The sequence below is a fragment of the Micromonospora sp. H33 genome (assembly GCF_052068455.1).
In the GTDB taxonomy this organism is placed as follows: Bacteria; Actinomycetota; Actinomycetes; order Mycobacteriales; family Micromonosporaceae; genus Micromonospora.
This window is the reverse complement of record NZ_JBQHDE010000003.1, coordinates 280,536-304,022: the sequence shown is the minus strand read 5'-3', so window position 1 is coordinate 304,022 and position 23,487 is coordinate 280,536. Positions and strand designations below refer to the sequence as shown.

Annotated in this window: 21 protein-coding genes and 1 pseudogene; 6 read left to right on the top strand and 16 right to left on the bottom strand. The window is 75.0% G+C overall.

Annotated features, from left to right (window positions below):
• Positions 1 to 34: 34 nt before the first annotated feature.
• Genes ACTMS0_RS10595 through ACTMS0_RS10575 form a run of 5 tightly spaced genes read right to left on the bottom strand, consistent with a single transcriptional unit; the run spans position 35 to position 4,071 of the window.
• On the bottom strand, positions 35 to 1,987 hold the full coding sequence (locus ACTMS0_RS10595) for an NADH-quinone oxidoreductase subunit 5 family protein (protein WP_441154973.1): 1,953 nt from the start codon (positions 1,985 to 1,987) through the stop codon (positions 35 to 37).
• Entirely contained in the window at positions 1,984 to 2,355 is a 372-nt protein-coding gene (gene nuoK / locus ACTMS0_RS10590; RefSeq protein ID WP_441154972.1) for an NADH-quinone oxidoreductase subunit NuoK, read from the bottom strand. The genes ACTMS0_RS10595 and nuoK overlap by 4 nt, the downstream gene beginning before the upstream one ends.
• Positions 2,352 to 2,936, bottom strand: a complete 585-nt coding sequence (locus ACTMS0_RS10585) for an NADH-quinone oxidoreductase subunit J family protein (protein ID WP_441154971.1) — start codon at positions 2,934 to 2,936, stop codon at positions 2,352 to 2,354. The genes nuoK and ACTMS0_RS10585 overlap by 4 nt, the downstream gene beginning before the upstream one ends.
• Complete coding sequence (locus tag ACTMS0_RS10580; RefSeq protein ID WP_441154970.1) at positions 2,933 to 3,583, bottom strand: NuoI/complex I 23 kDa subunit family protein; 651 nt, start codon at positions 3,581 to 3,583, stop codon at positions 2,933 to 2,935. The genes ACTMS0_RS10585 and ACTMS0_RS10580 overlap by 4 nt, the downstream gene beginning before the upstream one ends.
• A gap of 50 nt (positions 3,584 to 3,633) precedes the next feature.
• Positions 3,634 to 4,071: an ester cyclase gene (locus tag ACTMS0_RS10575; protein ID WP_441154969.1), complete on the bottom strand. Its 438-nt coding sequence runs from the start codon at positions 4,069 to 4,071 to the stop codon at positions 3,634 to 3,636.
• 146 nt (positions 4,072 to 4,217) lie between these two features.
• Here ACTMS0_RS10575 and ACTMS0_RS10570 point away from each other — a divergent pair, with 146 nt between their 5' ends.
• Positions 4,218 to 5,276, top strand: a complete 1,059-nt coding sequence (locus ACTMS0_RS10570; protein ID WP_441154968.1) for a glutathione S-transferase family protein — start codon at positions 4,218 to 4,220, stop codon at positions 5,274 to 5,276.
• Between the two features lie 6 nt (positions 5,277 to 5,282).
• On the opposite strand, the gene ACTMS0_RS10565 is transcribed toward ACTMS0_RS10570, so the two are convergent.
• A complete protein-coding gene (locus tag ACTMS0_RS10565) occupies positions 5,283 to 6,245 on the bottom strand; it encodes a complex I subunit 1/NuoH family protein (protein ID WP_441154967.1) in 963 nt (320 codons plus the stop codon).
• 344 nt (positions 6,246 to 6,589) lie between these two features.
• Positions 6,590 to 7,192: pseudogene (locus tag ACTMS0_RS10560) on the bottom strand (NADH-quinone oxidoreductase subunit C); the annotation flags it as partial.
• Positions 7,193 to 7,387: 195 nt separating this feature from the next.
• Here ACTMS0_RS10560 and ACTMS0_RS10555 point away from each other — a divergent pair.
• Positions 7,388 to 8,434 (top strand): glucose 1-dehydrogenase, encoded by a 1,047-nt coding sequence (locus ACTMS0_RS10555; protein ID WP_441154966.1) that lies wholly within the window; start codon positions 7,388 to 7,390, stop codon positions 8,432 to 8,434.
• Between the two features lie 20 nt (positions 8,435 to 8,454).
• Here the strand turns inward: ACTMS0_RS10555 and ACTMS0_RS10550 are convergent, their stop codons facing one another.
• A complete protein-coding gene (locus ACTMS0_RS10550; protein ID WP_441154965.1) occupies positions 8,455 to 9,771 on the bottom strand; it encodes a DUF2252 domain-containing protein in 1,317 nt (438 codons plus the stop codon).
• 121 nt (positions 9,772 to 9,892) lie between these two features.
• The gene (locus ACTMS0_RS10545) at positions 9,893 to 10,474 is read right to left on the bottom strand and encodes an NADH-quinone oxidoreductase subunit B (RefSeq protein WP_441154964.1); all 582 of its coding nucleotides are present in this window, start codon (positions 10,472 to 10,474) and stop codon (positions 9,893 to 9,895) included.
• 171 nt (positions 10,475 to 10,645) lie between these two features.
• Between ACTMS0_RS10545 and ACTMS0_RS10540 the strand changes: the two genes are divergently transcribed.
• Positions 10,646 to 11,197 (top strand): RNA polymerase sigma factor, encoded by a 552-nt coding sequence (locus tag ACTMS0_RS10540; RefSeq protein WP_441155165.1) that lies wholly within the window; start codon positions 10,646 to 10,648, stop codon positions 11,195 to 11,197.
• Positions 11,190 to 11,969, top strand: a complete 780-nt coding sequence (locus ACTMS0_RS10535) for a hypothetical protein (RefSeq protein WP_441154963.1) — start codon at positions 11,190 to 11,192, stop codon at positions 11,967 to 11,969. The genes ACTMS0_RS10540 and ACTMS0_RS10535 overlap by 8 nt, the downstream gene beginning before the upstream one ends.
• A gap of 372 nt (positions 11,970 to 12,341) precedes the next feature.
• On the opposite strand, the gene ACTMS0_RS10530 is transcribed toward ACTMS0_RS10535, so the two are convergent.
• A complete protein-coding gene (locus ACTMS0_RS10530) occupies positions 12,342 to 12,656 on the bottom strand; it encodes an MGMT family protein (protein WP_366598220.1) in 315 nt (104 codons plus the stop codon).
• 61 nt (positions 12,657 to 12,717) lie between these two features.
• On the opposite strand from ACTMS0_RS10530, the gene proB reads away from it, so the two are divergent.
• Together proB and ACTMS0_RS10520 are read left to right on the top strand one after the other, a co-directional pair.
• Positions 12,718 to 13,827 carry a glutamate 5-kinase gene (gene proB, locus ACTMS0_RS10525; protein WP_441154962.1) on the top strand — a complete coding sequence of 370 codons (1,110 nt, stop codon included), beginning with the start codon at positions 12,718 to 12,720 and terminating at the stop codon, positions 13,825 to 13,827.
• Between the two features lie 67 nt (positions 13,828 to 13,894).
• The gene (locus ACTMS0_RS10520; RefSeq protein WP_441154961.1) at positions 13,895 to 15,136 is read left to right on the top strand and encodes a glutamate-5-semialdehyde dehydrogenase; all 1,242 of its coding nucleotides are present in this window, start codon (positions 13,895 to 13,897) and stop codon (positions 15,134 to 15,136) included.
• Positions 15,137 to 15,235: 99 nt separating this feature from the next.
• Here ACTMS0_RS10520 and ACTMS0_RS10515 read toward each other — a convergent pair whose 3' ends face one another.
• From ACTMS0_RS10515 to ACTMS0_RS10490, 6 genes are all read right to left on the bottom strand, one after another.
• Entirely contained in the window at positions 15,236 to 16,066 is an 831-nt protein-coding gene (locus ACTMS0_RS10515; protein ID WP_441154960.1) for a prenyltransferase/squalene oxidase repeat-containing protein, read from the bottom strand.
• A gap of 113 nt (positions 16,067 to 16,179) precedes the next feature.
• Positions 16,180 to 17,400, bottom strand: a complete 1,221-nt coding sequence (gene moeZ / locus ACTMS0_RS10510) for an adenylyltransferase/sulfurtransferase MoeZ (protein ID WP_441154959.1) — start codon at positions 17,398 to 17,400, stop codon at positions 16,180 to 16,182.
• Positions 17,401 to 17,474: 74 nt separating this feature from the next.
• Positions 17,475 to 18,269 carry a DUF3152 domain-containing protein gene (locus tag ACTMS0_RS10505; RefSeq protein ID WP_441154958.1) on the bottom strand — a complete coding sequence of 265 codons (795 nt, stop codon included), beginning with the start codon at positions 18,267 to 18,269 and terminating at the stop codon, positions 17,475 to 17,477.
• A gap of 70 nt (positions 18,270 to 18,339) precedes the next feature.
• Complete coding sequence (locus tag ACTMS0_RS10500) at positions 18,340 to 19,128, bottom strand: DUF3152 domain-containing protein (RefSeq protein ID WP_441154957.1); 789 nt, start codon at positions 19,126 to 19,128, stop codon at positions 18,340 to 18,342.
• Positions 19,129 to 19,472: 344 nt separating this feature from the next.
• On the bottom strand, positions 19,473 to 20,453 hold the full coding sequence (locus ACTMS0_RS10495) for an alpha/beta fold hydrolase (RefSeq protein ID WP_441154956.1): 981 nt from the start codon (positions 20,451 to 20,453) through the stop codon (positions 19,473 to 19,475).
• Positions 20,454 to 20,503: 50 nt separating this feature from the next.
• Positions 20,504 to 23,419, bottom strand: coding sequence for a hypothetical protein (locus ACTMS0_RS10490; RefSeq protein ID WP_441154955.1), 2,916 nt, complete (start codon positions 23,417 to 23,419; stop codon positions 20,504 to 20,506).
• Between the last annotated feature and the right edge of the window lie 68 nt (positions 23,420 to 23,487).

Here is a 23,487-nt window from a genome sequence, read left to right as displayed (position 1 = left end):
TGCGGGGCTCGCAAACCCGGCTCACTCCTCGCGCTCACGGCGCCCCTCCGATCAGGGCGGCGGCCAGGCCGATCAGCAACGCTCCGGCGAGCACGCCGGCGGCGGCCCGGGGCAGCGCGGCGCGGTGGAGCGCGGCGAGCCCGCCGCCGAGGCCGAACGCGGCCCGGCCGCTGCCGGTGACCGCGCCGTCCACCACCACCTCGTCGGCGGTACGCGTGGTCGCGGCGAGCGCGGTCGTCGGGCGTACGACGAGGGCGTGCTGGACGTCGTCGAGCCGGAACGCGCGGGCGAACAGCGGCCGGAGCGGACCCAGCGTGGTGGCCGGGTCGCCGGCCGGGTCGCGCCGCCAGCGCGCCCAGGCGAGCCCGGCTCCGAGCACCAGCAGGGCGAGCGGCAGCAGCACCGCCGGGCCGAGGTGGACCAGCGGCTCCGGCGGCAGCAGGTCGGACGGCTGCTCCCGGGTGGCCGGGGTCACCGGCCGGAGCCGCTCGGCGAACGCCCCGGCGAAGCCGGCCAGGCCGAGCAGAGCGGCCGGGACGGCCAGCAGCAGCACCGGCCAGCGCATCACCGCGGGCGGGTCGTGCGGCTCGACCAGCGGGGTGCGGGGATCGCCGAGGAACGTGCGCAGCAGGAGACGGGTGGCGTACCAGGCGGTGACCGCGACGCCGACCAGGCCGGTGAGCCAGACCAGCCACCCCACCCAGGCGGCGGTCGGGCCGGCACCGTGCAGCGCTGCCTCCTCCGCCACGTACAGGACGCCGTCCTTGCTGAAGAAGCCGGAGAGCGGCGGCACACCGGCCAGGGCGCCGAGGCCGACCAGGGTGCACCAGAACGTGGCCGGCATCGTGTGCCGCAGGCCGCCCATCCGGGACATCAGCGTGGTGCCCACCGCGTGGATCACCGCACCGGCGGCGAGGAACAGCAGCGCCTTGAAGGCGGCGTGCGTGAGCAGGTGGAACAGCGCCGCCTCGGGGGCGCCCACCGCGAGGGCTCCGGTCATGTAGCCGATCTGGGAGACCGTCGACCAGGCGAGCACCCGTTTCAGGTCGTCCTGTGCGGTGGCGGCGAGCGCGCCGAGCAGCAGCGTCACCGACGCCAGCACGCCGAGCACGGCCAGCGCGACCGGGACCCGCGCGAAGAGCGGGAACAGGCGGGCCACCACGTACACGCCGGCGGCCACCATCGTCGCGGCGTGGATCAGCGCGGAGATCGGGGTGGGGCCGGCCATCGCGTCCGGCAGCCAGGTGTGCAGCGGGAACTGGGCGCTCTTGCCGGCCACCCCGGCGAGCAGCAGCAGGCAGGCCGCGGTGAGCGTGCCGGTGGCGTGGTCGTGGGCGAGCACGTCGGCGATCCGGAAGCTGCCCGCGGAGACGCCGAGCAGCGCGATGCCGAGCAGGAAACCGACGTCACCCACGCGGGTGACCAGGAACGCCTTCATCGCGGCGGCGGGCGCCTCCGGCAGCCGGCGGTCGTGGGCGATCAGCAGGTACGAGCAGAGGCCCATCACCTCCCAGCCCACCAGCAGCAGGATCAGGTCGCCGGAGACCACCACCAGCAGCATCGCGGCGGTGAAGAGGCTGACCTGCGCCGCGTACGGCGGGTAGCGGTGGTCGACGTCCACGTCGTCGTGCGGGCCGCGCTTGAGGTAGCCGACCGAGTAGACCTGCACCGCGAGGGCCACGGCGGTGACCGCGACCGCCACCAGTGCCACCGCCCCGTCGAGCCGGACGCCGAGAGTGACGGTCAGCCCGCCGAGGTCGATCCAGGTCGCGGAGGCCTCGGCCGGCCCGTCCAGGGTGGCCAGCAGCGCCGACGCGAGCGCCAGGGCCGCCGCCGCGCCGGCCACGCCGAGCGCGATCGCCGTCCGCCGGGCCGGCGCCTCACCCGTGTCGGCACGGCGCGGCGCGGGCGGGAGGAGGAGGCCGAGCAGGCCGGCCACCAGGGGTACGACCGGCAGCAGCGCGCCGAGCAGGACAGGTGTGCTCACCGGTTCTCCTCGATCGTGCCGGCACCGGCCGGGGCCAGCGTGGCCGGCGGCTCGGTCGGCGGCGGCTCGGTCAGCGGCACCTCGTCGACGGCGACGCTGGCGCGCAGCCGGTAGAGCTGGAGCACGATGGCCAGCCCGACGCCCACCTCGGCGGCGGCCAGCACGATCACGAACAGCGCGAAGACCTGACCGCCGTGCGGCAGCTCCGACCGGACCGTGGTGTCGGCGGTGACCAGGACCAGGTTCACCGCGTTGAGCATCAGCTCGACCGCCATCAGCACCAGGACCGCGTTGCGGCGGCGGAGCACGCCGTACACGCCGAGACCGAACAGCAGCGCGGCGGTGACGTACGGGATGACCGGCCTCATCGCGACCGCCCGTCCCCGGTGGCCGACGCGGCGCCGGTGCGGCCCGACGGGACACGGCCACTGTCCGCGGCTCGGGCGCCCGGCGGCCGGCCGATGTCCGGCCGGGACAGGATGATCGCCCCCACCAGGGCGGCGAGCAGCAGCACCGACAGCACCTCGAACGGCAGCACCCAGCTGCGGAAGATCTGGTCGCCGATGCGGTCCGCCGTGCCCGCCGTGGGCAGCTCCACCGACGACCACCGGTACGCGTCGACCAGCAGCGCGGCCAGCCCGAGCCCGGTGCCGCCGCCGATCAGGGCGGCCGGCCAGCCCGGCCGGTCCAGGTCGTCGGAGGCGCCGATCGGGGCGCGGGTCAGCATCACCGCGAAGAGCAGCAGCACCACGACGGCGCCGACGTAGATCAGCACCTGCACCCAGGCCACCAGCTCGGCGGTGAGCACCAGGTAGATCCCGGCGACCGCCCCGAGGCAGACAACCAGGTAGAGGCCGGCCCGGACCAGGTGCTTCGTGGCCACCACCAGGACGCCGGAGCCGACCGCCACCGCGCCCAGGGCGAGCAGCAGCACGTCCGCGGCGGTCACGACGGGGCGCCTTCCCCGTCGCCGGTGGCGGCGTCCGTGCCGGGACCGCGCTCGGGGCGTACCGCCGGGGCGGCCGGACGGGCGGCGGGGCTCGCCGGGACCGCGGCCTTGCGCGCGGCGGCGGTCTCCTCCTTGGCCGGCTCACCGTTCAGGTCGTGCGCGGGCGGCGGCGGCACGCTGCCCATCCACTGGCCGAGGTGGTCCTTGTCGTGCAGGAGGTCCTTGATGTCGTACTCGGCGTACTCGAACTCGGGCGACCAGTAGAGCGCGTCGAAGGGGCAGACCTCGACGCAGATGCCGCAGTACATGCAGAGCGAGAAGTCGATGTCGAACCGGTCGAGCACGTTGCGCTGCCGGGGGCGGGCGGCGCCGGGCACCGCCACCTCCTCCTTGTGCGAGTCGATGTAGATGCACCAGTCCGGACACTCGCGCGCGCAGAGCATGCAGACCGTGCAGTTCTCCTCGAGCAGCGCGATCACCCCGCGCGAGCGCGGCGGCAGCTCGGGGGCGACGTCCGGGTACTGCTGGGTGGTCGAGCGGCGGGTCATCGTCTTCAGCGTGACCGCGAGCCCCTTGACCAGACCCGCTCCGGGCAGGCTGCGCTCGCCGGCGTCGGTGCGCTCGCTGGGGTCGCTCATGCGGACCATCCTGCCCTGTGCTCCCGGCGCGCGCGACCACCACCCGGCGGTCGGTGATCCTAGGGCGTGCGCGGACCGGGCGACCCGCCCGGAGCGGGTGGGAGCATCTCGACGCCGAGCTGTTGAAGGAGCTGGAACAGTTCGTTGCAGCTCCACACGTCGACGATCCGGCCGGCGTCGTCGAAGCGCAGGAACGTCGCCCCCGAGTAGCTGACCACCTGACCGGTCGGCGGCACCGGACCGAACTGGCCGGCCTGGGTGCCGGCGGCCCGCCAGTGGACGGCCACCCGGTCACCGGCCGCCACCAGGTCCACGATCTTGTAGCGCAGGTCCGGGAAGGCCGCGCGCCGGTCCCGGTGCCAGGCCAGCGTCGCCTCCGGACCGGTGCCGCCGAGCCCGGGGCACTCGGGCGCGACGAGGTCGTACGCCGACTCCTCGCGCCCCGCGTTCCACACGTCCACGACGAAGCGCCGCGCCGCCGCCTCCACACCGGTCATCGCGGCAGCCTAGCCCGACCCCCGTCGATCCAGGGAAGATCGTTGGCGATCGGAGCAACTCGCGACGACAAGCCCCAATCGGCGGGGCGGGGTGGGCGGGGGCGGCCATGATGGGACGGGGGCTCGCGGAGTTCGGAGGAGGCGGCGTGACCGAGAGTACGACGGCCAGCAACGACGAGGTGCTGATGCGCACCGGCGGGAAGTACGTCGAGCCGGGCGGTGAGTTCACCCGGGACCAGCGCTACATCGCCACCCGGATCACCGCCGACGGGCGCGACGGGTGGCCGGTGGAGCCGGGACGGTACCGGCTGGCAATTAGCCGCGCCTGCCCGTGGGCCAGTCGGCTGGTCGTCGTGCGGCGGCTGCTCGGTCTGGAGGACGCCATCTCCATGGCAATGGCCGGACCGACGCACGACAAGCGGAGCTGGACCTTCGACCTCGACCCGGGCGGGCGGGACCCGGTGCTCGGCATCGAGCGGCTGGCGGAGGCGTACTTCCGGCGCTTCCCCGGGTACGACCGGGGCATCACCGTGCCGGCGATCGTCGACGTGCCGACCGGGCAGGTGGTGACCAACGACTACACGCAGATGAGCCTCGACCTGTCGACGGAGTGGACGGCGTACCACCGCGACGGGGCGCCCGACCTCTACCCGGAGCGGCTGCGCGACGAGATCGACGAGGTCAACGCCGCGGTGTTCCGGGACGTCAACAACGGCGTCTACCGGTGCGGCTTCGCCGGCAGCCAGGAGGCGTACGAGAAGGCGTACCGGCGGCTGTTCGACCGGCTGGACTGGCTCAGCGATCGGCTGGCCGGGCAGCGCTACCTGGTCGGGGACACGATCACCGAGGCGGACGTGCGGCTGTTCACCACGCTGGTGCGCTTCGACCCGGTCTACCACGGGCACTTCAAGTGCAACCGGAGCAAGCTGACCGAGATGCCGGTGCTGTGGGCGTACGCCCGGGACCTGTTCCAGACGCCCGGCTTCGGCGACACGGTCGACTTCGACCAGATCAAGCGGCACTACTACGAGGTGCACCGCGACATCAACCCGACCGGCGTCGTCCCGCTCGGCCCCGACCTGTCCGGCTGGCTCACGCCGCACGGCCGGGAGGCGCTCGGCGGCCGCCCCTTCGGCGACGGCACTCCCCCACCACCCCCGCCCGCGGCGGAACGCGTCGACCCGGCGAACACCCCGCTGCGCTGAGCGGTCTCAGAGGGCGACGCGGACCGCCGCCGTGAGGACCAGCTGGGCCAGGGACGCGGGGACCAGGACCAGCCAGCAGAGGCGCTGGAGCTGGTCCTCGCGCAGGCGCGGGTAGCTCACGCGGAGCCAGATGATCACGAAGCTGACCGCGAAGACCTTGAGCAGGGTCCAGAGCCAGCCGAGCTGCGCGTCGGCGAACGGGCCCTGCCAGCCGCCGAGGAACAGCACCGTGGTCAGCGCGGCGATCACCACGATCCCCACGTACTCGGCGAGCAGGAAGAACGCGAACCGCAGCCCGGTGTACTCGGTCATGTACCCGAAGACCAGCTCCGAGTCGGCGATCGGCATGTCGAAGGGCGGCCGGCGGATCTCGGCGAGCCCGGCGACGAAGAAGACGACCATGGCGGGGGCCTGCCAGAGCAGCCACCACGGCTCCCACGCCTCGACGATGCCGGAGAGGCTGAGCGTGCCGGCCGCCATGGCCACCGACGCGGCGGCGAGCACCAGCGGCAGCTCGTAGCCGAGCAGCTGGGCGGCTCCGCGCAGCCCGCCGAGCAGGCTGTACTTGTTGGCCGACGCCCACGCGGACATCAGCACCGCCACCACGCCGACGCCGACCACGGCCAGGACGAAGAAGAGCCCGATGTCCAGCGGCTGCCCGACGAGGTCGCCCGGGCCGAGCGGGATGACCAGCAGCACCAGCAGGTACGGCACCAGGGCGACGACCGGGGCCAGCCGGAACACCGGACGGTCCGCCTCGCGCGGCGTCACGTCCTCCTTCTGCACGAACTTGACGCCGTCGGCGACGAGCTGCGCCCAGCCGTGGAACGCACCGGCGTACATCGGGCCGAGGCGCCCCTGCATGTGGGCCATCACCTTGTGCTCGGCCTGGCCGACGAGCAGCGGCAGGGTGAGGAAGGCGACGAGCACCCCGCCCACCCGCAGCAGCAGCTCCACCCACAGCGGCATCAGGTCGTACCTCCGTCGTCGTCGGCCCGCTCGGTCGCCGCCGGGCCCCGCGCCGACGGCCGGTCGGCCGGCGGGCCCGAGCGTGCCGGGCCGTCCCCCGGGCCGCCCGTGGCGCCCGGCAGCGGACCGGCGTCCGTCCCGGCCGGCCGGTCACCCCGCGCGGCCGGCTCAGCCGGACCGGCTCCGGCGGTAGGCTCCGTGGCGCCGGGCGCGCGCGGGTCGGCGGGCGCCGGGCCGTCGGCGGCGCCGCCCGTGCGAGGGGTACGCGCCGGACGGGCGCCCGGGGCGGGTCGGGCGGGTCGTTCCCGGGCCGGCCGGGCCGGCACCCCGCCGCGTGGGCCCTCACCGACGCCGGCCGCTCCGGCGGGCGCCGGCGTGGTGCCCCACTCACCCGGAGCCGGTACGCCCGGCGGGCGGATCGGGCGGCGGCCGCCCCCGGCCTCCGACTCACCCGGTTCCTTCGCGCCCGGCCAGGGCTTGGCGACCCGGGAGGCCAGGACGAACTCCTTGCGCAGCGGATGCCCCTCGAACTCCGGCGGCAGCAGCAGCGGCTTCAGATCGGCGTGGCCGGCGAAGTCGATGCCGAACATCTCGTGCGTCTCGCGCTCGTGCCAGGCCGCGCCCGGGTAGACGGTGACCACCGAGGGGACAATCGGTGCCTCCCGGGGCACCCGGGTGCGCAGCAGGATGCCGTGCCGGTGCGTGGTGGACCACAGGTGCGCGACCACGTCGAACCCGCCCGCCAGCTCGTCGACGGCGGACAGCCAGTCGAAGAAGTCGCAGGCCAGCGCGGTGTCGTCGCGGGCCGCGCGGAGCGCATCGGGCCAGCTCGCCGGCGGTACGTCGACCGTGGCGCGGGCGTGCGCCTGGCCGCCGGAGACCGATGTGCTGACCTCGGCCGGCGCGAGCAGCGCGGCCAGCCGCTGGCCAACCTCGTCCGGAGTCATGCCGCTGATCCTATGGCGTGTATCCGGGATCCCGTCGAGCCGAGACCAGGCCCGGGCGGCGGACCGGGAGACACGCCCCGGTGCGGGTCTCGAACGTTCGACGGGAGCAGCGCGTCCCGGCGCGAACCGCCCACGTCGCCGGCTTCTGCCGCATTCCCGGCGCGGACGGCCGCCGCCCGGGGAAAGATGAGGAGCGTGCGCGCTGTGACTGTGTCTCCCGGTGTCCCCGAGTCGCTGCGTCTGGTCGAGGACTGGCCCGAGCCGGCCCCCGAGGAGGGGGCGATCCTGGTCGAGGCGCTCGCGGTGGGCATCTGCGGCACCGACCAGGAGATCATCGCCGGGCACTACGGCGAGGCCCCACCGGGCCAGGAGCGGCTGGTCATCGGGCACGAGTCGCTGGGCCGGGTGCTGGAGGACCCGACCGGCGCCCTGCAACCCGGTGACCTGGTGGCCGGCGTGGTCCGGCACCCCGACCCCGTGCCCTGCCCGAACTGCGCCGTGGGCCAGTGGGACATGTGCCGCAACGGGCGGTACACCGAGCACGGCATCAAAGGCCTGTCCGGCTTCGCGCGGGACCGGTGGCGCGTGCAGCAGAAGTTCGCGGTGCGGCTCGACCCGGTCCTCGCCCCGGTGGGGATGCTCCTGGAGCCGGCCAGCGTGGTCGCCAAGGCCTGGGACCACATCGAGCGGATCGGTACCCGCGCCGAGTGGAACCCGCAGACCGTGCTGGTCACCGGTGCCGGACCGATCGGCCTGCTGGCCGCGCTGCTCGCCACCCAACGCGGGTTGACCGTGCACGTGCTCGACCGGAACACCACCGGGCCGAAGCCCGACCTGGTCCGGGCGCTGGGCGCCACGTACCACTCGGTGCCGGTGCACGAGCTGGACATGGAGCCGGACGTCGTGGTCGAGTGCACCGGCGCGCCCGTGGTGGTGCTCGACGCGATGTGCAAGGTGGGGCCGACCGGGATCGTGTGCCTCACCGGCGTCTCCAGCGGCGGCCGCACCATCGACTTCGACGCCGGAGCCCTGAACCGGGCTCTGGTGCTGGAGAACAACGTGGTCTTCGGCTCGGTCAACGCCAACCGGAGGCACTGGGACCAGGCCGCCCACGCGCTGGCCCAGGCCGACCAGGCATGGCTCAACTCGCTGATCACCCGGCGGGTTCCGATGTCCCACTTCGCCATGGCGTACGAGCACACGGGCGAGGACATCAAGGTGGTGCTGGACTTCACCTCCTGACCGGCACCGGGCCGTCCCGCTCAGATGCCCGGCAGCCGGCCGTTGCGGAACACGTCCACGAAGAGCTGGTGGTCCTGCCGGGTGCGGGCGCCGTACACGTGGGCGAACTCGACCAGGTGCGCGACGAACGCGTCGGTCTCGTCACCCACCGCGGCGACGATGGCCTCCTCTGTGGAGTAGTCGACCAGGTCGTGGCTGGACTCGTCGTCGGCGACCGAGTGCATCCGGGCGACCGCGTGACCCAGGTGGCCGAGGACGTTGGTCAGCTCCTCCGGCTCGTTGACGTCCGCCCAGTCCAGGTCGGCGGCGTACGGGGAGACCTCGGCGACGAGCTGCCCGACCCCGTCCAGCTCGGTGAAGCCCAGCCACGGGTCCGCGTACGCCTGGAGGGCCCGCTGGGACTCGGCCGTGCGGTGCCCCTGGTGCCGGAAGTAGCCGCGGACCGTCTCGTCGGTGATGTGCCGCGCCACCGCCGGCACCTGCGCCTGCTTCATGTAGAGGACGACGTCGTTCTCCAGGGCCTGCGTGTGCCCCTCCAGCAGCAGGTTGTACGACGGGAGGCCGGCTGAGCCGATGCCCACGCCCTTGCGGAGCACCACGTCCTTGATCTGCGCGGCGACCGGCCGCAGCTTCGCCGCCGACGGCGGCCGGGTGTCCAGGTAGTCCTCGTAGGCGGCGCAGACCTTGTCGCGGGTGTCCCGGTCGATCTCGAAGACCCCGTCGGCGAGGGAGAACCGCCGCTCGAAGTTGTCGATGGTGGTCTGCCCGGCCAGCAGCTCGACCCGGGTGTTGAGCCGGGCCCGCTGGAGCACCCGCAGCAGCACCCCGTCGGCGGTGTCCAGGGTGATCGAGCCGATCGCGTCGTCCCCGCCGGTGGCGATGCCGCGCAGCTCGGCCAGGTACGACCGGGCGAAGACGCCGACCAGGTCGCTGATCACGTCGTCGGAGAGCGCCTTGGCGTACCCGAGCAGCGCCACACTCGCCGCGAAGCGCTTCAGGTCCCAGGAGAACGGCCCGACGTACGCCTCGTCGAAGTCGTTGACGTTGAACACGAGCTGCCCGGAGGCGTTCATGTAGGTGCCGAAGTTCTCCGCGTGCAGGTCGCCGTGGATCCACACCCGGCTGGTGCTCCCGTCCAGGAACGCGTCGTCGGCGAAGTCGCCGCGCTGGTCGGCGTAGAAGAGGGCCGCGCTGCCCCGGTAGAAGGCGAACGGCGAGGCCGCCATCTTGCGGAACTTGCGGCGGAACGCCGCCGGGTCGAGCGCCATCGACTCCCCGAACTCCTCGGTGAGCACGTCGACGATGAAGGCGGAACGCCGGTCCGCGGAGTCGGTCATGCTGCGCACGCTAGCGCCCGCGGACCACCCCGAACCGTCGGCCGACCGCCCAGTCCACCTCACCGGATCGGCCACCGGGACTCCCGCACCGAGCGGCGCGGACTCCGGCGCGGAGGGGGCGTCAGGCCGACGCGGGCGGGCGGACCGGCGGGGCGGTGAGGGACTCGGCCGAGCGCCGCGCGGAGCCGTCGGCGGGTGGGGCGGCGACCGGCGGGGCGAGCACGTCCGGGCGGGCGACGCCGCCCACGCCCGAACTCTCTGCGGCGATCTTCTCCTGCAGGCGCAGGATGCCGTGCAGCAGCGCCTCCGGCCGGGGCGGGCAGCCCGGCACGTACACGTCGACCGGGATGAGCTGGTCGACGCCCTTGGTCACCGAGTACGAGTCCCAGTACGGCCCGCCGCAGTTGGAGCAGGCGCCGAACGAGATGACGTACTTCGGCTCGGGCATCTGGTCGTACAGCCGCTTGATCGCGGGCGCCATCTTGTCGGTGACCGTGCCGGAGACCACCATGAGGTCCGCCTGGCGGGGGCCGTGGGCGAACGGGATCACCCCGAGGCGCATGAAGTCGTGCCGGCTCATGCTGGTGGCGATGAACTCGATGGCGCAGCAGGCGAGGCCGAAGTTGAAGACCCAGAGCGAGTAGCGTCGACCCCAGTTCAGGACGAACCGGATCGGCTCCCCGAGCACCGCCGGCAACTGCACCTCGGGCCTCCCTCGCGTATCCCCGGCCTGACAGTCAACCACAGGATTTCGTTACGGTCCCCGCAACCGCTCGGGGGGCCCGGACGTGTGAGAAGAGTTGCCGGGTCCGCGGCCAGGGGAGGCACCGTGTTCGTGACCATCGACGCGCTGCTCGACGACCCTCCGCAGGAGATGGCGGAGGTGAATCCGGTGGAGGTCGGGCCGGCGGAGACCGGGGCGGGGAACCGGCCGGACGGGCCGGCCAGCTTCGACGCGGTGTACGACGCGCACTTCCGGCCCCTGGCGGCCCAGCTCACCGCGTACGTGGGCGACCTCTCGCTGGCCCAGGATCTGACGCAGGAGGCGTTCTGCCGCGCGTTCGCCCGCTGGTCGACGATCGCGGGGTACGACGATCCGGTCGCCTGGGTGCGGCGGGTCGCCTGGAACCTCGCCACCAGCCGGTGGCGGCGGCTGCGTACCGCCCAGTCCTTCCTCCGGCGGCAGCGTGAGGAGCACGTCCCCGGCCCGAGCCCCGACCGGGTGGCGCTGCACAGCGCGCTGGCCAAGCTGCCGTCCCGCCACCGGCGGGCGGTGGTCCTGCACTACCTGGCCGACCTGAGCGTGGCGGAGATCGCCGAGCAGGAGCAGGTGGCGACGGGCACGGTCAAGTCCTGGCTCCACCGCGCCCGCACGGCCCTGGCCGGTCACCTGAACCCCGCGGACGAGGTGAACGACGATGCCTGACCGGGAGGACGACCGGCTCGACGGCGAGTTCGTGGCGTACCGGGACAGCCTGTGGGCGGCGGTCCGGCCGGCGGGTCCGGACGCCGTCCGGGAGGCGGTCCGCCAGCGCCGCCGGCGACGGGCCACTGTGCTGGCGGCGGCCGTGGCAGTGCTGGCCGCCACCGTCCCGCTGGCCTCCTGGCGGCAGCTCACCCGGGACGCGCCGGACACGCCCGTCGCCGTCGGTCCGGCGACGTCCGGCGCGCCCACGGCGACCGCCGGCCCGACCGGGTCGCCGGCCGGCCGGATCAGCCGGGCGGAGCTGCTCGCGACCATGGTCGACGTGCCCGACTGGCCGGCCGGGTCACCGTGCCCTCCCGGTCCCACCCGGTTGGTCGACCCGCCCGGCCGGCCCGGTGACGTCATCCTGTCGATCTTCGCGGGGGGCTACGGCGACATCGACCGGGACGGCGTCGCCGAGCCGGTGGCCCTGCTCCGCTGCCTGGTCGACGAGGGCATGTACCCCGAGCAGGTGGTCGTCCTCGACCGCACCACGGACGGCCGGATCGTCGTCCTCGGCCAGGTCTTCCGCTCCGACCCGGGCCGGCCGGAGTGGCTGTACGCGCTGGACGTCCGACCCGACGGCCTGATCCGGATCGAGGTGACGGACGCCGTGCACAGCGACGGCGAGGTGCCGGAGCGGTCACACCGGCAGTGGCGCAGCTACCGCTGGGACGGCACCGCCTTCCCGCAGGTGGGCGGTCCGACCCGCTTCCCCGGGGCACGGGACTGACCGCGATTTCCGGCCGGCTGCAACCGGCGGCGACGGTCGGGCGTGTCCGTACCGCCACAGCGCTCTCTCCCGGTGGCACGGGGCAGCAATCGGGGGCTGACGGCGACCCCGTCTGGACGACCGGACCGGCGGCCGGCGTCAGCGGGTCGGGGAAGACCGGCCAGCTCTGTCCCCGGGAGAGATCGCCGCGGGTGGCCCCGCCGGCGAGCCGCCGTGCCGGGCCGATCGCCGGCCCGGCCATGGTGGCCGCCCGGGGGGCGCCGACCGGAGCCGCGTCGGCGGTGGGGCCGCCGGACGGGCCGGCGGCGGGCGATCCGGTCCCAGCCGGCGGCGCGTCCATGGCGCCGAATGTTACTCATGTTATGGTGCGCGTCACATCCCCTCTTCCGGGGACCAGCTCGCCGCCCGCATGTCCACGCCGGCACCCCGCAGCGGCGTCCCCTCGGCGAGCAGGCGCGCCCGCGCCTCCCGCTCGTGACCGGGCGGCAGCCGCCCGGACGACGTCACCACCCGGTGCCACGGCACCCCGCCGCCGTGCCGCGCCATGATCGATCCCACCAGCCGCGCCGACGACCGGCCCGACCGCTCGGCGAGCGCGTCGGCCACCGCCCCGTACGACATCACCCGGCCGGGCGGGATGCGCTCGACCAGTTCCAGCACCGCTTCGACGTACTCCTCCGGTCCCACGACGCGCCACGATATGGGACCGCGGACGGGCGGCGCGGGACCGACCACGCAGAATGGGCGGGTGCGCGACTTGGTGACGACGGCCCGGCGGGTGGTCGTCAAGATCGGATCCTCCTCGTTGACCACCGCCGCGGGCGGCCTGGACGACCGGCGGGTCGACGCGCTCGTGGACACCCTCGCCGCCCTCGCCGGCCAGGGCCGGGAGGTCGTGCTGGTCTCCTCCGGCGCGATCGCCGCCGGGCTCGCCCCGCTGGGGCTGGCCCGCCGCCCGCGCGACCTCGCCACCCAGCAGGCGGCCGCAAGTGTCGGGCAGGGCCTGCTGATCGGGCGGTACGCGACGGCCTTCGCCCGGCACCGGCTCACCGTCGGGCAGGTGCTGCTCACCGTCGACGACGTGACCCGGCGGGCGCACTACCGCAACGCGTACCGGACCCTGCGCAAGCTGCTCGACCTGCGCGCGGTGCCGATCGTCAACGAGAACGACACGGTCGCCACCGAGGAGATCCGGTTCGGCGACAACGACCGGCTCGCCGCCCTGGTGGCCGCACTGGTCGACGCCGACCTGCTGGTCCTGCTCTCCGACGTCGACGCGCTCTGGACCGGCGACCCGACCCGCCCGGGTTCGGCGCGGATCGCCGAGGTACGCGACGACCGCGACCTGTCCGGCGTGACGATCGGCGGCGCCGGCCGGGCCGGGGTCGGCACCGGCGGCATGGTGACCAAGGTGGAGGCGGCCCGGATCGCCACCGGCTTCGGCATCCCGGTGGTGCTCACCGCCGCCGGCGTGGCCACCGAGGCGCTGGGCGGGGAACCGGTCGGCACCCTCTTCCACCCCAGCCGGCGGCGACCGGCCGCCCGGCTGTTCTGGCTCGCCCACGCCACCTCGCCCCGGGGCCGGCTGCACCTGGACCCGGGCGCGGTGCAGGCCGTGGTGGGGCGGCGCAAGTCGCTGCTGCCGGCCGGGATCACCGCCGTGGACGGCGCGTTCACCGCCGGCGACCCGGTGGACCTGGTCGACACCGAGGGCGCGCCGGTGGCCCGGGGGCTGGTCAACTACGACGCGGTGGAGCTGCCCGGCCTGCTCGGGCGCTCCACGTCGGAACTCGCCGCGGCGCTCGGCCCGGCGTACGAGCGGGAGGTCGTCCACCGCGACGACCTGGTGTTGTTGTAAGCAGGGGCCCCCTATTAACGCCTGGTGTTGTAGAAGGGGCCCTTCCTAACACGTCAAGGAGTGCAGGATGAGCGTCGTCGAGCAGGCGCGCCGGGCCCGGACTGCGGCGGAGGCCCTCGCGGTCGCCACGCGTACCGTCAAGGACGCCGCGCTGGTGGCGATGGCCGACGCGCTGGTGGCGCGTACGCCGGAGATCCTGACCGCGAACGCCGCGGACCTGGCGGCCGGGCGCGAGGCCGAGCTGAGCGCGGCCGTGCTGGACCGGCTCGCCCTCGACGAGGGGCGCGTGGCGGGCATCGCCGACGCGCTGCGCCAGATGGCCGCGCTGCCGGACCCGGTCGGTGAGGTCGTCCGGGGCTCGACCCTGCCGAACGGCCTGGAGCTGCGGCAGGTCCGGGTGCCGTTCGGGGTGGTCGGCATCATCTACGAGGCGCGGCCGAACGTGACCGTCGACGCGGCCGGCATCTGCCTGAAGTCCGGCAACGCCGCGTTGCTGCGCGGCTCGTCCTCCGCGGCGCACTCCAACGCGGCGCTGGTCGCGGTGCTGCGGGACGCGGTGGCCGGGGCCGGCCTGCCGGCGGACGCGGTGCAGCTGCTCGACGCCACCTCCCGCGACTCGGTCAAGGAACTGATGCGCGCCCGGGGCCTGGTCGACGTGCTGATCCCGCGTGGCGGCGCGTCGCTGATCCGCACCGTGGTCGAGGAGTCGACCGTTCCGGTGATCGAGACCGGCGTCGGCAACTGCCACGTCTACGTGGACGCCGCGGCCGACGTGTCGAAGGCCGTGGCGATCACGCTGAACGCCAAGACGCAGCGCCTCTCGACCTGCAACACCGCCGAGTCGCTGCTGGTGCACGCCGCTGTCGCGGACGCCTTCCTGCCGCCGATGCTGGCCGCGTTCGCCGAGGCCGGGGTGACCGTGCACGGCACCGCCGAGGTGGCGCGGCACTCCGACGCGGTGGTGCCGGCCACCGACGAGGACTTCGCCACCGAGTACCTGTCGGCGGACATCTCGGTCGCCGTCGTCGACTCGCTGGACGCGGCGGTCGCGCACATCCGGCGGTACGGCACCGGGCACACCGAGGCGATCGTCACCGACTCGCAGTCGGCGGCGCGGGAGTTCGTGGCCCGGGTGGACGCGGCAGCCGTGATGGTGAACGCGTCCACGCGCTTCACCGACGGTGGCGAATTCGGCTTCGGCGCGGAGATCGGCATCTCGACGCAGAAGCTGCACGCCCGCGGCCCGATGGGGCTGCCGGAGCTGACCAGCACGAAGTACGTGGTCACCGGGGACGGCCACCTGCGCTGAACTGCAAGGAAGGGCCCCTTGTCAACGCCGGGCGGATAGGAGGGGCCCCTTCTTGACGTCCGCACACCGCACGGCGGGCCGAGCGCCGCACGTCGAGCGTCAGTGGCAGGCGCGGATGGCGGTCAGCGTCACGTGCACGTCGAACTGGTGCCCGTCGTCGCTCTCCCAGCTGCCGTCGCTGCGCTGCGTCTCGGCCAGCCGGCGGCGGGCCCGCACCAGGATCCAGTCCTGGTCGTCGACGCCGACCCGGCGCAGGGTCGCGGCCAGCCAGGCGACGTTGGCCGGCGACATGTCGGCAATCCGCTCGGCGAGCGCCACTTGGATCCGCGCCGACTCGTGGAACATCTCCTGCCGGAACAGCACGCCCGCGCTCAGCCACCCGGCGGCGAGGAAGGACGGCCAGCTGCCGTCCGGGTTCAACCGGGCGACCAGCGACAACGCGGCGGCGTGCACGACGCCCGCGTACACCCCGCCGACCCGGTGGTCCAGAGGCCCGGCGGCCCGCGCGTCCAGCCCGGCGACGGTCAGCCAGAACGCGGCGTTCGCCGTCAGGTAGAACCCCGCCTCGGGGTCGCCGGGCCGGGCCCACTCCGGGGCGCTGTCGGCCAGCGCGGCGTCCTCCTCCCAGCCGCCGTCGGGCAGCTGGCGGAAGGCGAGCCAGTCGAGCGCCCGCCGGGCCGCCGGCCGGCCGATCGCGCCGAGGTCGTCCAGCTCGGCGAGGCGGAAGCAGGTGGCGTCGACGGACGGCACCTTCCCCTCGAGGTACGCGGGCCAGCCGCCGTCCGGCAGCTGCCCGCCCTCGGCCACGTCGAGCACCTCCGGGCCGGGCGACGTGCCGGTGCGCAACCGGGAGAGCCGGGCACGGTCCACCACGTCCCCGTGCGCCACCACGAAGCCGATCGCGGCGTCGATGTCCACCACGGCGGACACGCTACCTGTGCAAACGCGATCCCGCCTCGGTGAATCGGCCACCCGACGCGACCCCTCCGCACCGGCTCCGGGCGTGTTAAGGAAGGGGCCCGTGGACCCCTTCCTCACTCACCTCAGTACGCGGGCAGCGACGGGTCGATCTGCTTGATCCAGGAGAGGACGCCGCCCTGGACGTGCACCGCGTCCCGGAAGCCGGCCGCCTTCAGGGCGGCGAGCGCCTCGGCCGAGCGGACACCGGACTTGCAGTGCAGCACGATCTGCTTGTCCTGCGGGAACTCCGCCAGCGCGTCGCCGGAGATGATCTCGCCCTTGGGGATCAGCCTGGCACCGGGGATCCGCACGATTTCGTACTCGGCCGGCTCGCGGACGTCGACCAGGAACACGTCCTTGCCGGCGTCCTGCCACTCCTTGAGCTCCAGGGCGGTGATGGTCGAGTCGACCACCGCCTCCTGCGCCTCGACCGACACCGCGCCGCAGAAGTCCTCGTAGTCTTCCAGCAGGTCGGTGACCGTCGGGTTCTCGCCGCAGAGAACGCAGTTCGGGTCCTTCCGGACCTTGATCTTGCGGTAGGTCATCTCCAGGGCGTCGTACACCATGAGCCGGCCGACCAGCGGCTCGCCGATGCCGGCGAGCAGCTTGATCGCCTCGTTGACCTGGATCGAGCCGATCGACGCGCAGAGCACGCCGAGCACGCCGCCCTCGGCGCAGGACGGCACCATGCCGGGCGGCGGGGGCTCCGGGTAGAGGCAGCGGTAGCAGGGGCCGTGCTCGGCCCAGAACACCGACGCCTGGCCGTCGAACCGGTAGATCGACCCCCAGACGTACGGCTTGCCGAGCAGCACCGCCGCGTCGTTGACCATGTACCGGGTGGCGAAGTTGTCGGTGCCGTCGACGATCAGGTCGTACTGGGCGAAGATCTCGCGGACGTTGTCCCGGTCCAGCGCGGTGTTGTGGATCTCCACGTTGACCAGGGGGTTGATCTCGCGGATGGAGGCCGCGGCCGACTCGGCCTTGGAGCGGCCGACGTCCGAGACGCCGTGGATGATCTGGCGCTGGAGGTTGGATTCGTCGACGGTGTCGAAGTCGATGATGCCGAGCGTCCCGACCCCGGCGGCGGCCAGGTACATCAGGGCCGGCGAGCCGAGGCCACCGGCGCCGACACAGAGCACCCGGGCGTTCTTCAGCCGCTTCTGGCCCTCGACGCCGACGTCCGGAATGATCAGGTGGCGCGAGTAGCGGCGGATCTCGTCAACGGTCAGCTCGGCGGCGGGCTCGACGAGCGGGGGCAGCGACACGGTGGACTCCCCGGGATCGGCGGTGGCGAACCGCGCCATTGTCGCTCGCTGGACGGCCGATCGGCCATGAGGAGGGACACGTCGCCCGAAGTACGGGAACGGGAATAGCCGCCCTACGTGCCGGGGACCGGCTCGCCCGCGTACCGCTGCCCGTCCAGGTACGGCCAGGGGTTGGCGACGCAGCCGTCCAGCCCGTACGTCTGCTGCTGCATGACCGGTGCGGGCCGTCCCGGGCCCGGGCAGGCCTCGTGCCACTCGCCGAACTCGTGTCCGACCTCGTGGTTGATCACGTAGCTGCGGTAGACGGCGAGCGGCGCCCCGTAGTCGGGCACCCCCTCCATCCAGCGCGCCAGGTTGATGATCACGTGGCCGGGCAGGCGGCAGGAGGTGTAGCCCTCCGTGGTGAGCCCACCCTCGGCGCACATCCGCTCCGACGTGTCCGGGGTGGCCAGGTAGACGGTGAAGTCGGCGAGGTCCACGTCCTCGACCCGCTGCACGCGCAGCTCTCCGGAGCCGATCCAGCTGCGCGGGTCGCCGAGCACCTCGTCGACTGTCGCGGCGAAGGCGTCGGTGTCCTGGCCGATGTCGCGCTCCACGGCCACCCGGTAGCGGTACAGCGGCCCGTCGCCGCCCCGGACCTCGGCGTCGCCGGTCGCGGTCTCGAAGCTGCCCACCCCGGCGCGCGGGTAGCCGCCGGGCTGCGGCCGCTCGGCCGCCCCGTACGAGGTGCGGCCGGGTGGGCGGTCCGCCGGCCCTCCGGCGGCCCGGACCAGCGCCACGGACGCGGCCGCGGCGAGCAGCAGGACCAGGCCGAGCCACACGGCGCGGCGGTGCCGGCGTCGCACGCGGACGGGGCCCGGCCGCTGCGGGGGGCGCGCGGACGGGCCGGGAGGGGACGACGTGGCCATGGCCCCAGCGTCGCAGACCAATCGGGCAATGCCCCGCAACCGGGGGCTAAACGATCCGGAACGGTCGAGGTCAGACCGGCGGGCCGGTGTACCGCCGCCCGTCGACGTACGGCCAGGGGTTGGCGACGCAGCCGTCGAGGAAGAGCGTCTGCTGCATCATCACCGGAGCCGGTCGGCCGGCGCCGGGGCAGCGCTCGTGCCGGTTGCCCAACTGGTGCCCGACCTCGTGGTTCACGACGTACAGCCGGTAGACCGACAGCGGCACCTTCATCGCCACGAAGTGCGGCACGGACAGGCGCCAGCGGTCGAGGTTGATGATGACCTGGCCCGGCGCCCGGCAGGACGTGTACGGGCGGCCGCCGATGCGGATGTTCACCCCGCCCGCGAGGCACATCCGGCCGGCCGTCTGCCCGGTGGCCAGGTAGACCGTGAAGTCGGCGGCGGCGTTGCCCGGCACCTGCTGCAACCGCAGCCGACCACCGTCGACCCAGCTCCCCGGCCCGGCGAGCGCCTCCTCGACGGTGGCGCCGAACTCGGCCGCGTCCTCCTCCGCCCCGTTCTCCACAGCGACCCGGTACCGCCGCAGCGTGCCCGCCTCCCCCAGCAGCGGCCCGACGCGGTCGTCGTACCCGAAGGTGCCCCGCCCGGCCGACGGCACCGGCCCGGCGATCTGGAACACCGGGGACGCCGACGGTTCCGCCACCACCGCCGGCGGGGACGGGCTGGGTGCGGCCGACATGGGCGCCGCCGTGGGCGTCGGGACCGGGCTCGGCGCGGTGACGGCCTCCGCACCGACGTCGGCGCCGCGCTGGTCGGCGACCACCGCCACCGCCGCGACGACCGCCAGCACGAGCGCCATCGCCTCCAGGACCCGCCGGCTCCGTCTGCTCCGGCAACGGTGCCGGCCACGGACCGCGTCGGCGGGCCGACGGGACGGCGCACGGCCCCCGGACCGCTGGGCAGTCGACGTCCCGGCCCGACCACCCGAGCGCTGGACGAGCGGATTCCCGGCCCGGCCAACCGGTGCGGTCACCCGACCGCCGGTCGGTGCGGTGGCCCGACCGCCAGCCGGTGCGGTCGCCCGACCGCCAGCCGGTGGGGAGGCCGGCACCGCGGCCCGGCCGCCCCGGGTGCCCGGCGGGACGGCGGGGATACGAGGGTGCTTCGAGGAACTGGCGGTGCTACGGGCGGCGGGCATCCAGCTCAGCCTGCCATGTCCGGCCACTTCGCGGAGTCCTCTGTTTCGGTTTCGGCGAGCAGCGCCAGGACGGCGCGGGCGACCAGGCGCGGCACCTCGAGCTGCGCGACGTGACCGACCCCGTCCAGCATGAGCAGCCGACTGTCCGGGATGGCCCGCGCGGCCTGCGGCGCGACGCGTACGTCCACCAGGCGGTCGTGCCGGCCACCGACGACCAGCGTCGGCGCCTGGACCATGCCGGCCAGCCGCCACATCGACCCGGACCCCGGCAGGTACGACCGCAGGAAGCAGGAGACCAGTCCCCGGAACGTCCGCACGTACGCGGCGGCGTAGTGCGCGGCCTCGTAGCGGACCCGGATCTCCTCCAGCGCCTCCAACCGGCGCTGCTCGCTGATCCGGCTCACGTCGGCGACGCACGCCTCGATCACCTGCTGGGCCATCACCTCCGGCGCCATCTGCGCCAGCCGCCAGGCGGCCAGCCGCTCGCCCCGGGGGATCGCCAGCAGCGGCAGCATCCGGCCCTGCAACGACCGCCGGAAGTCGAGGAACGGCAGGGCCGGCGAGATCAGGGTCAGGGTCCGGACCAGGTCCGGTCGGACGGCCGCCACCTGCACCGAGACCGCGCCGCCCAGCGAGTTGCCGAACAGGTGCACCGGGCCGCGGTCGGAGTGCTCGATCCAGCGGATCACCCGCTGCGCGAACGCGCGGATCGTGTAGCTGCGGCCCGGCTCGCTGCGGCCGAAGCCGGGCAGGTCGATGGCCTGCCCGTCCAGCCGGTCGGCGAGCAGGGCGGCCAGGTCGGTCCAGTTCTGCGAGGAGCCGCCGAGGCCGTGGACGTAGAGCGCGGGCTCGGCGCCGGGCGCGGTCGGCGGGGTGTCTCGCACGTACGTGACGGTGCCGTCGAGGCGTACCTCCCGACCGGGCCAGGGGGGTGGGACGGAGTGTTCGGGAAGCAGGTCATCCGGCCAGAGGGTGGCGCGCTTCATGGCTCCAGTCTGCCCGCGGTGGCGGGAACCGGCAGCTCATCCGGCGGCGGTCAGGCCAGCAGCGCCTCGAGGCGGCGGTTCACCGCGGCCAGGGTCGCCCGGACGACGGCCTGGCGCGGGTCGCCGGCGACCAGCGCGGAGCCGGCGAGCTGCTCGACCCAGCCGTCGCAGACGAGCAGGACCACCACCGTGGCCACCTCGCAGTTGCCGAACGGCACCACCGCCGCGTGCTCGACGAAGCAGCGTCCCCGGTCCGACTCCGGCCCGGACGCGCGCAGCAGCTCGTCGACCGCGGCGGCGGCGGCCACCGCGCACAGGCGGAGCACGTACCCGTCGACCGCCGGGCCGGTCGCGTACCCGGCGGCGGGCGAGCCGGCCGTCATCAGCCGCACCTCCACCGTGGCGTCGAGCCCGAACGTGCTGACCTGCACGTGGTCGATCACCACCCGCGGGCCCGGCCGGCCGCCGGTGTCGAGCGGGCGGGACGGCGCCGCCTCCGTCGTGGTGACCTGCCCCCCGGTGTACGACGTGCCGACCGTCACCGGGCTGCCGGTGGGCCCGGCCGGCGCGGCGATCGAGCCCGGCTCGTCGACGGTGGCCCGGCCCCGGTGCGGCCCGGCGGACTGCCGGCGACGCCGCGGGGTCTCCGGCAGGGCCGCCTCCCACCGCTCGGAGCGGGACGGCAGGGCGTCCCGTCCGGCCGGCGGGCGGGGCACCCGGGACTCGGTGGGCCGCGGCTCGGCGCGGGCCGGCTCGGCGCGGGCCGGCTCGGCGCGGGCCGGCTCGGCGGACCGCCGGCGGACCGGAGGCGGCGGCTCGGCGGCCATACCGGGCACGTTCTGCGGGGCGGCGGCGAGGCCCATCCGCTCCTGAAGGAGACGGGCGACCTGTCGGCTCACCTCGGCGGCGTCGGCACCGTCGGCGAGGTCGAGCCGGAGGCTGTGCGCACCGGCCTGGGTGCGGCGCAACTCGGCGTCCCGGACGCCCGCCACGCCGCGCACGGCGGCGAGGATGGCGTCCACGTCGAAGCCCTCGGGACGGTCGCGCAGGGGGGCCGGCTCGTCGTCGCGGCGGAGATGGGTGGCGATGCGGGCGAGTTCCGGGGTCTCGGCGGGTGGCTCCACGGCAGGCGGCTCCGGCACGACGGGCACGTCCGGTTCGGCGGGGACGCGCTGCGGCAACACCGCCGACGCAGGGTCCGGCAGCCGGTCGTCGCCGACCGGCCCGGCCGTCGGTGCCGGTTCCGGGGCGGATCGGCGGGCCGCGTAGGGGGGTGCGCTCGTCGGGGCGGGCGCGGTGGGGATGCGGTCGCGGCCGCCGGCGCCGCTCGTGGCGGACGCGGCGCTCGGACCGCTCGTGGCGGGACCGGCGGCCGTCGTTCCGGTGGCGGGTGGGTCCGCCGGAGCGGGCGCCTCCGGGCGGAGGCGGAACGGCCGGCGGCTCTCCAGGGTGGCGTCGTCTCCGTCGGGGGTGCCCGCGGCCGCGACGGGGGGCGCGCTGGCCGGCCGCTCCGGCGCCCAGGCGGACCGGTCGGCCGGCGGGACCGGGGACGCTGCCGGCGCCCGGCCGGCCGGCGGCTCGTACACCGGCCGGATGTCGGGCCCGCGGCCCGATTCGGCAGGTGCGGGGTACGGGTCGGCACGTACCGGCTCGTACGCCCGCTGCGGCTCGGCCGCCCAGCCGGGCCGCTCGTCGCGCGCGCGGCGGCCCGCGCCGGGCTCCGCGTCGCGGGTCTCGGGCTCCGGGCGGGCCCGGCGGCCGGACACCTCCGGACCGGACGACGAGGCCTCGGCCGCGTCGCGGACCCGACGCCCGGACGGCTCCCACCGGTCACCCGGCTCGTCACGCCCGGACGGCTCGGACTCGTCGCGTGCCCGGCGGCCGGACGCCTCCGGCTCGGCCCGGGCCCACGGGGGTGCCCACTCGCTCCCCCAGCTCGGCCGGTTCCAGCTCGGGCCGGACCAGTCCGGCTCGGGCGGCGCCGCGCGGCGGTCGACCACCGGGGCCGATCCGGGCTCCGCGGGGCTGGCCGACGCGCCGAACCGTGAGCTGGTCGGACCGCGGTCGGCGTCGTCGGCGCCGAGCGCGCGGTCGATTCCGGACACCCGGTCGCCGGACTCCCACCGGGTCCGCGGGCGGTCGGCGTCGTACGCCGGCTCCCCGTCGCCGGCCGGACCGTCGGCCGCGGCGCGGCTCCCCGGAGCCTGGCCGAACGGGCGGTCACCGGCGGTCGGCGGCTCGGCGCCGTCACCGGCGCGGGGCTCGGTGGACGGCGGGAACGAACGCGGGTCGCGCGGCGCCGGATCGGGCGGGTACGACGGGTCCCAGGCGCGCGGCTCGTCCCGGGCGGACGGCGGCTCCGGCGACCGGTCGGCCGTCGGCGCGTGGAGGCCGGGCGGCACCTCGAAGCCGCTCGCGGCCGTGCCGACCGGCGGGACCTGCACGGCCGGCGGCGCCGACGTCGGCAGTCCGGGCTCGGCCCACCGGGACGCGCGCGTCACCGGCGGCTCCTCGGAGGCGTGCCGCGCGGGACCCGACTCCGGCTCGGCCGGCCCGGGCTGCTGCTCGACGGCGGGCGCGGGACGCGGGGAGGGCACCACCAGGCGGTCACCGTCGGTGTCCCGGCGCGGCTCGCCGGAAATGCCGGGCGGGGCGCTCACCGGGGACTGGCGGGCGGCCGGCGCCTCGGCGGGGGCGTGCGGGAAGCCGTTGACCCGGTGGCCGTTGGCGTGGGGCCGCGGCTCGGCACCGGCGGGCACCGGAGCGGGCAGGTCACCGTGGCGCGGGGAGGAGACAGCCCAGCCCGGGGTCGGGTCGGACCGACGCCAGGGCGCTGCCGGCTCCGGGGGCCAACCGGCCGCCGGGGACATCCACCCGCCGCCGGAGCGGGAATGGTCCTCGTGCGGACCGGTCCCATCACCGTGCTCTCCCGGGGTGGCGGCACCGGGTTGCCCTGCTTCACTCACCGCGCGCTCCTTGGTCGCCCCCGCTGAGGCTACCGTGTGGTGACAGTGGCGATAAGTTACAGCGGCGG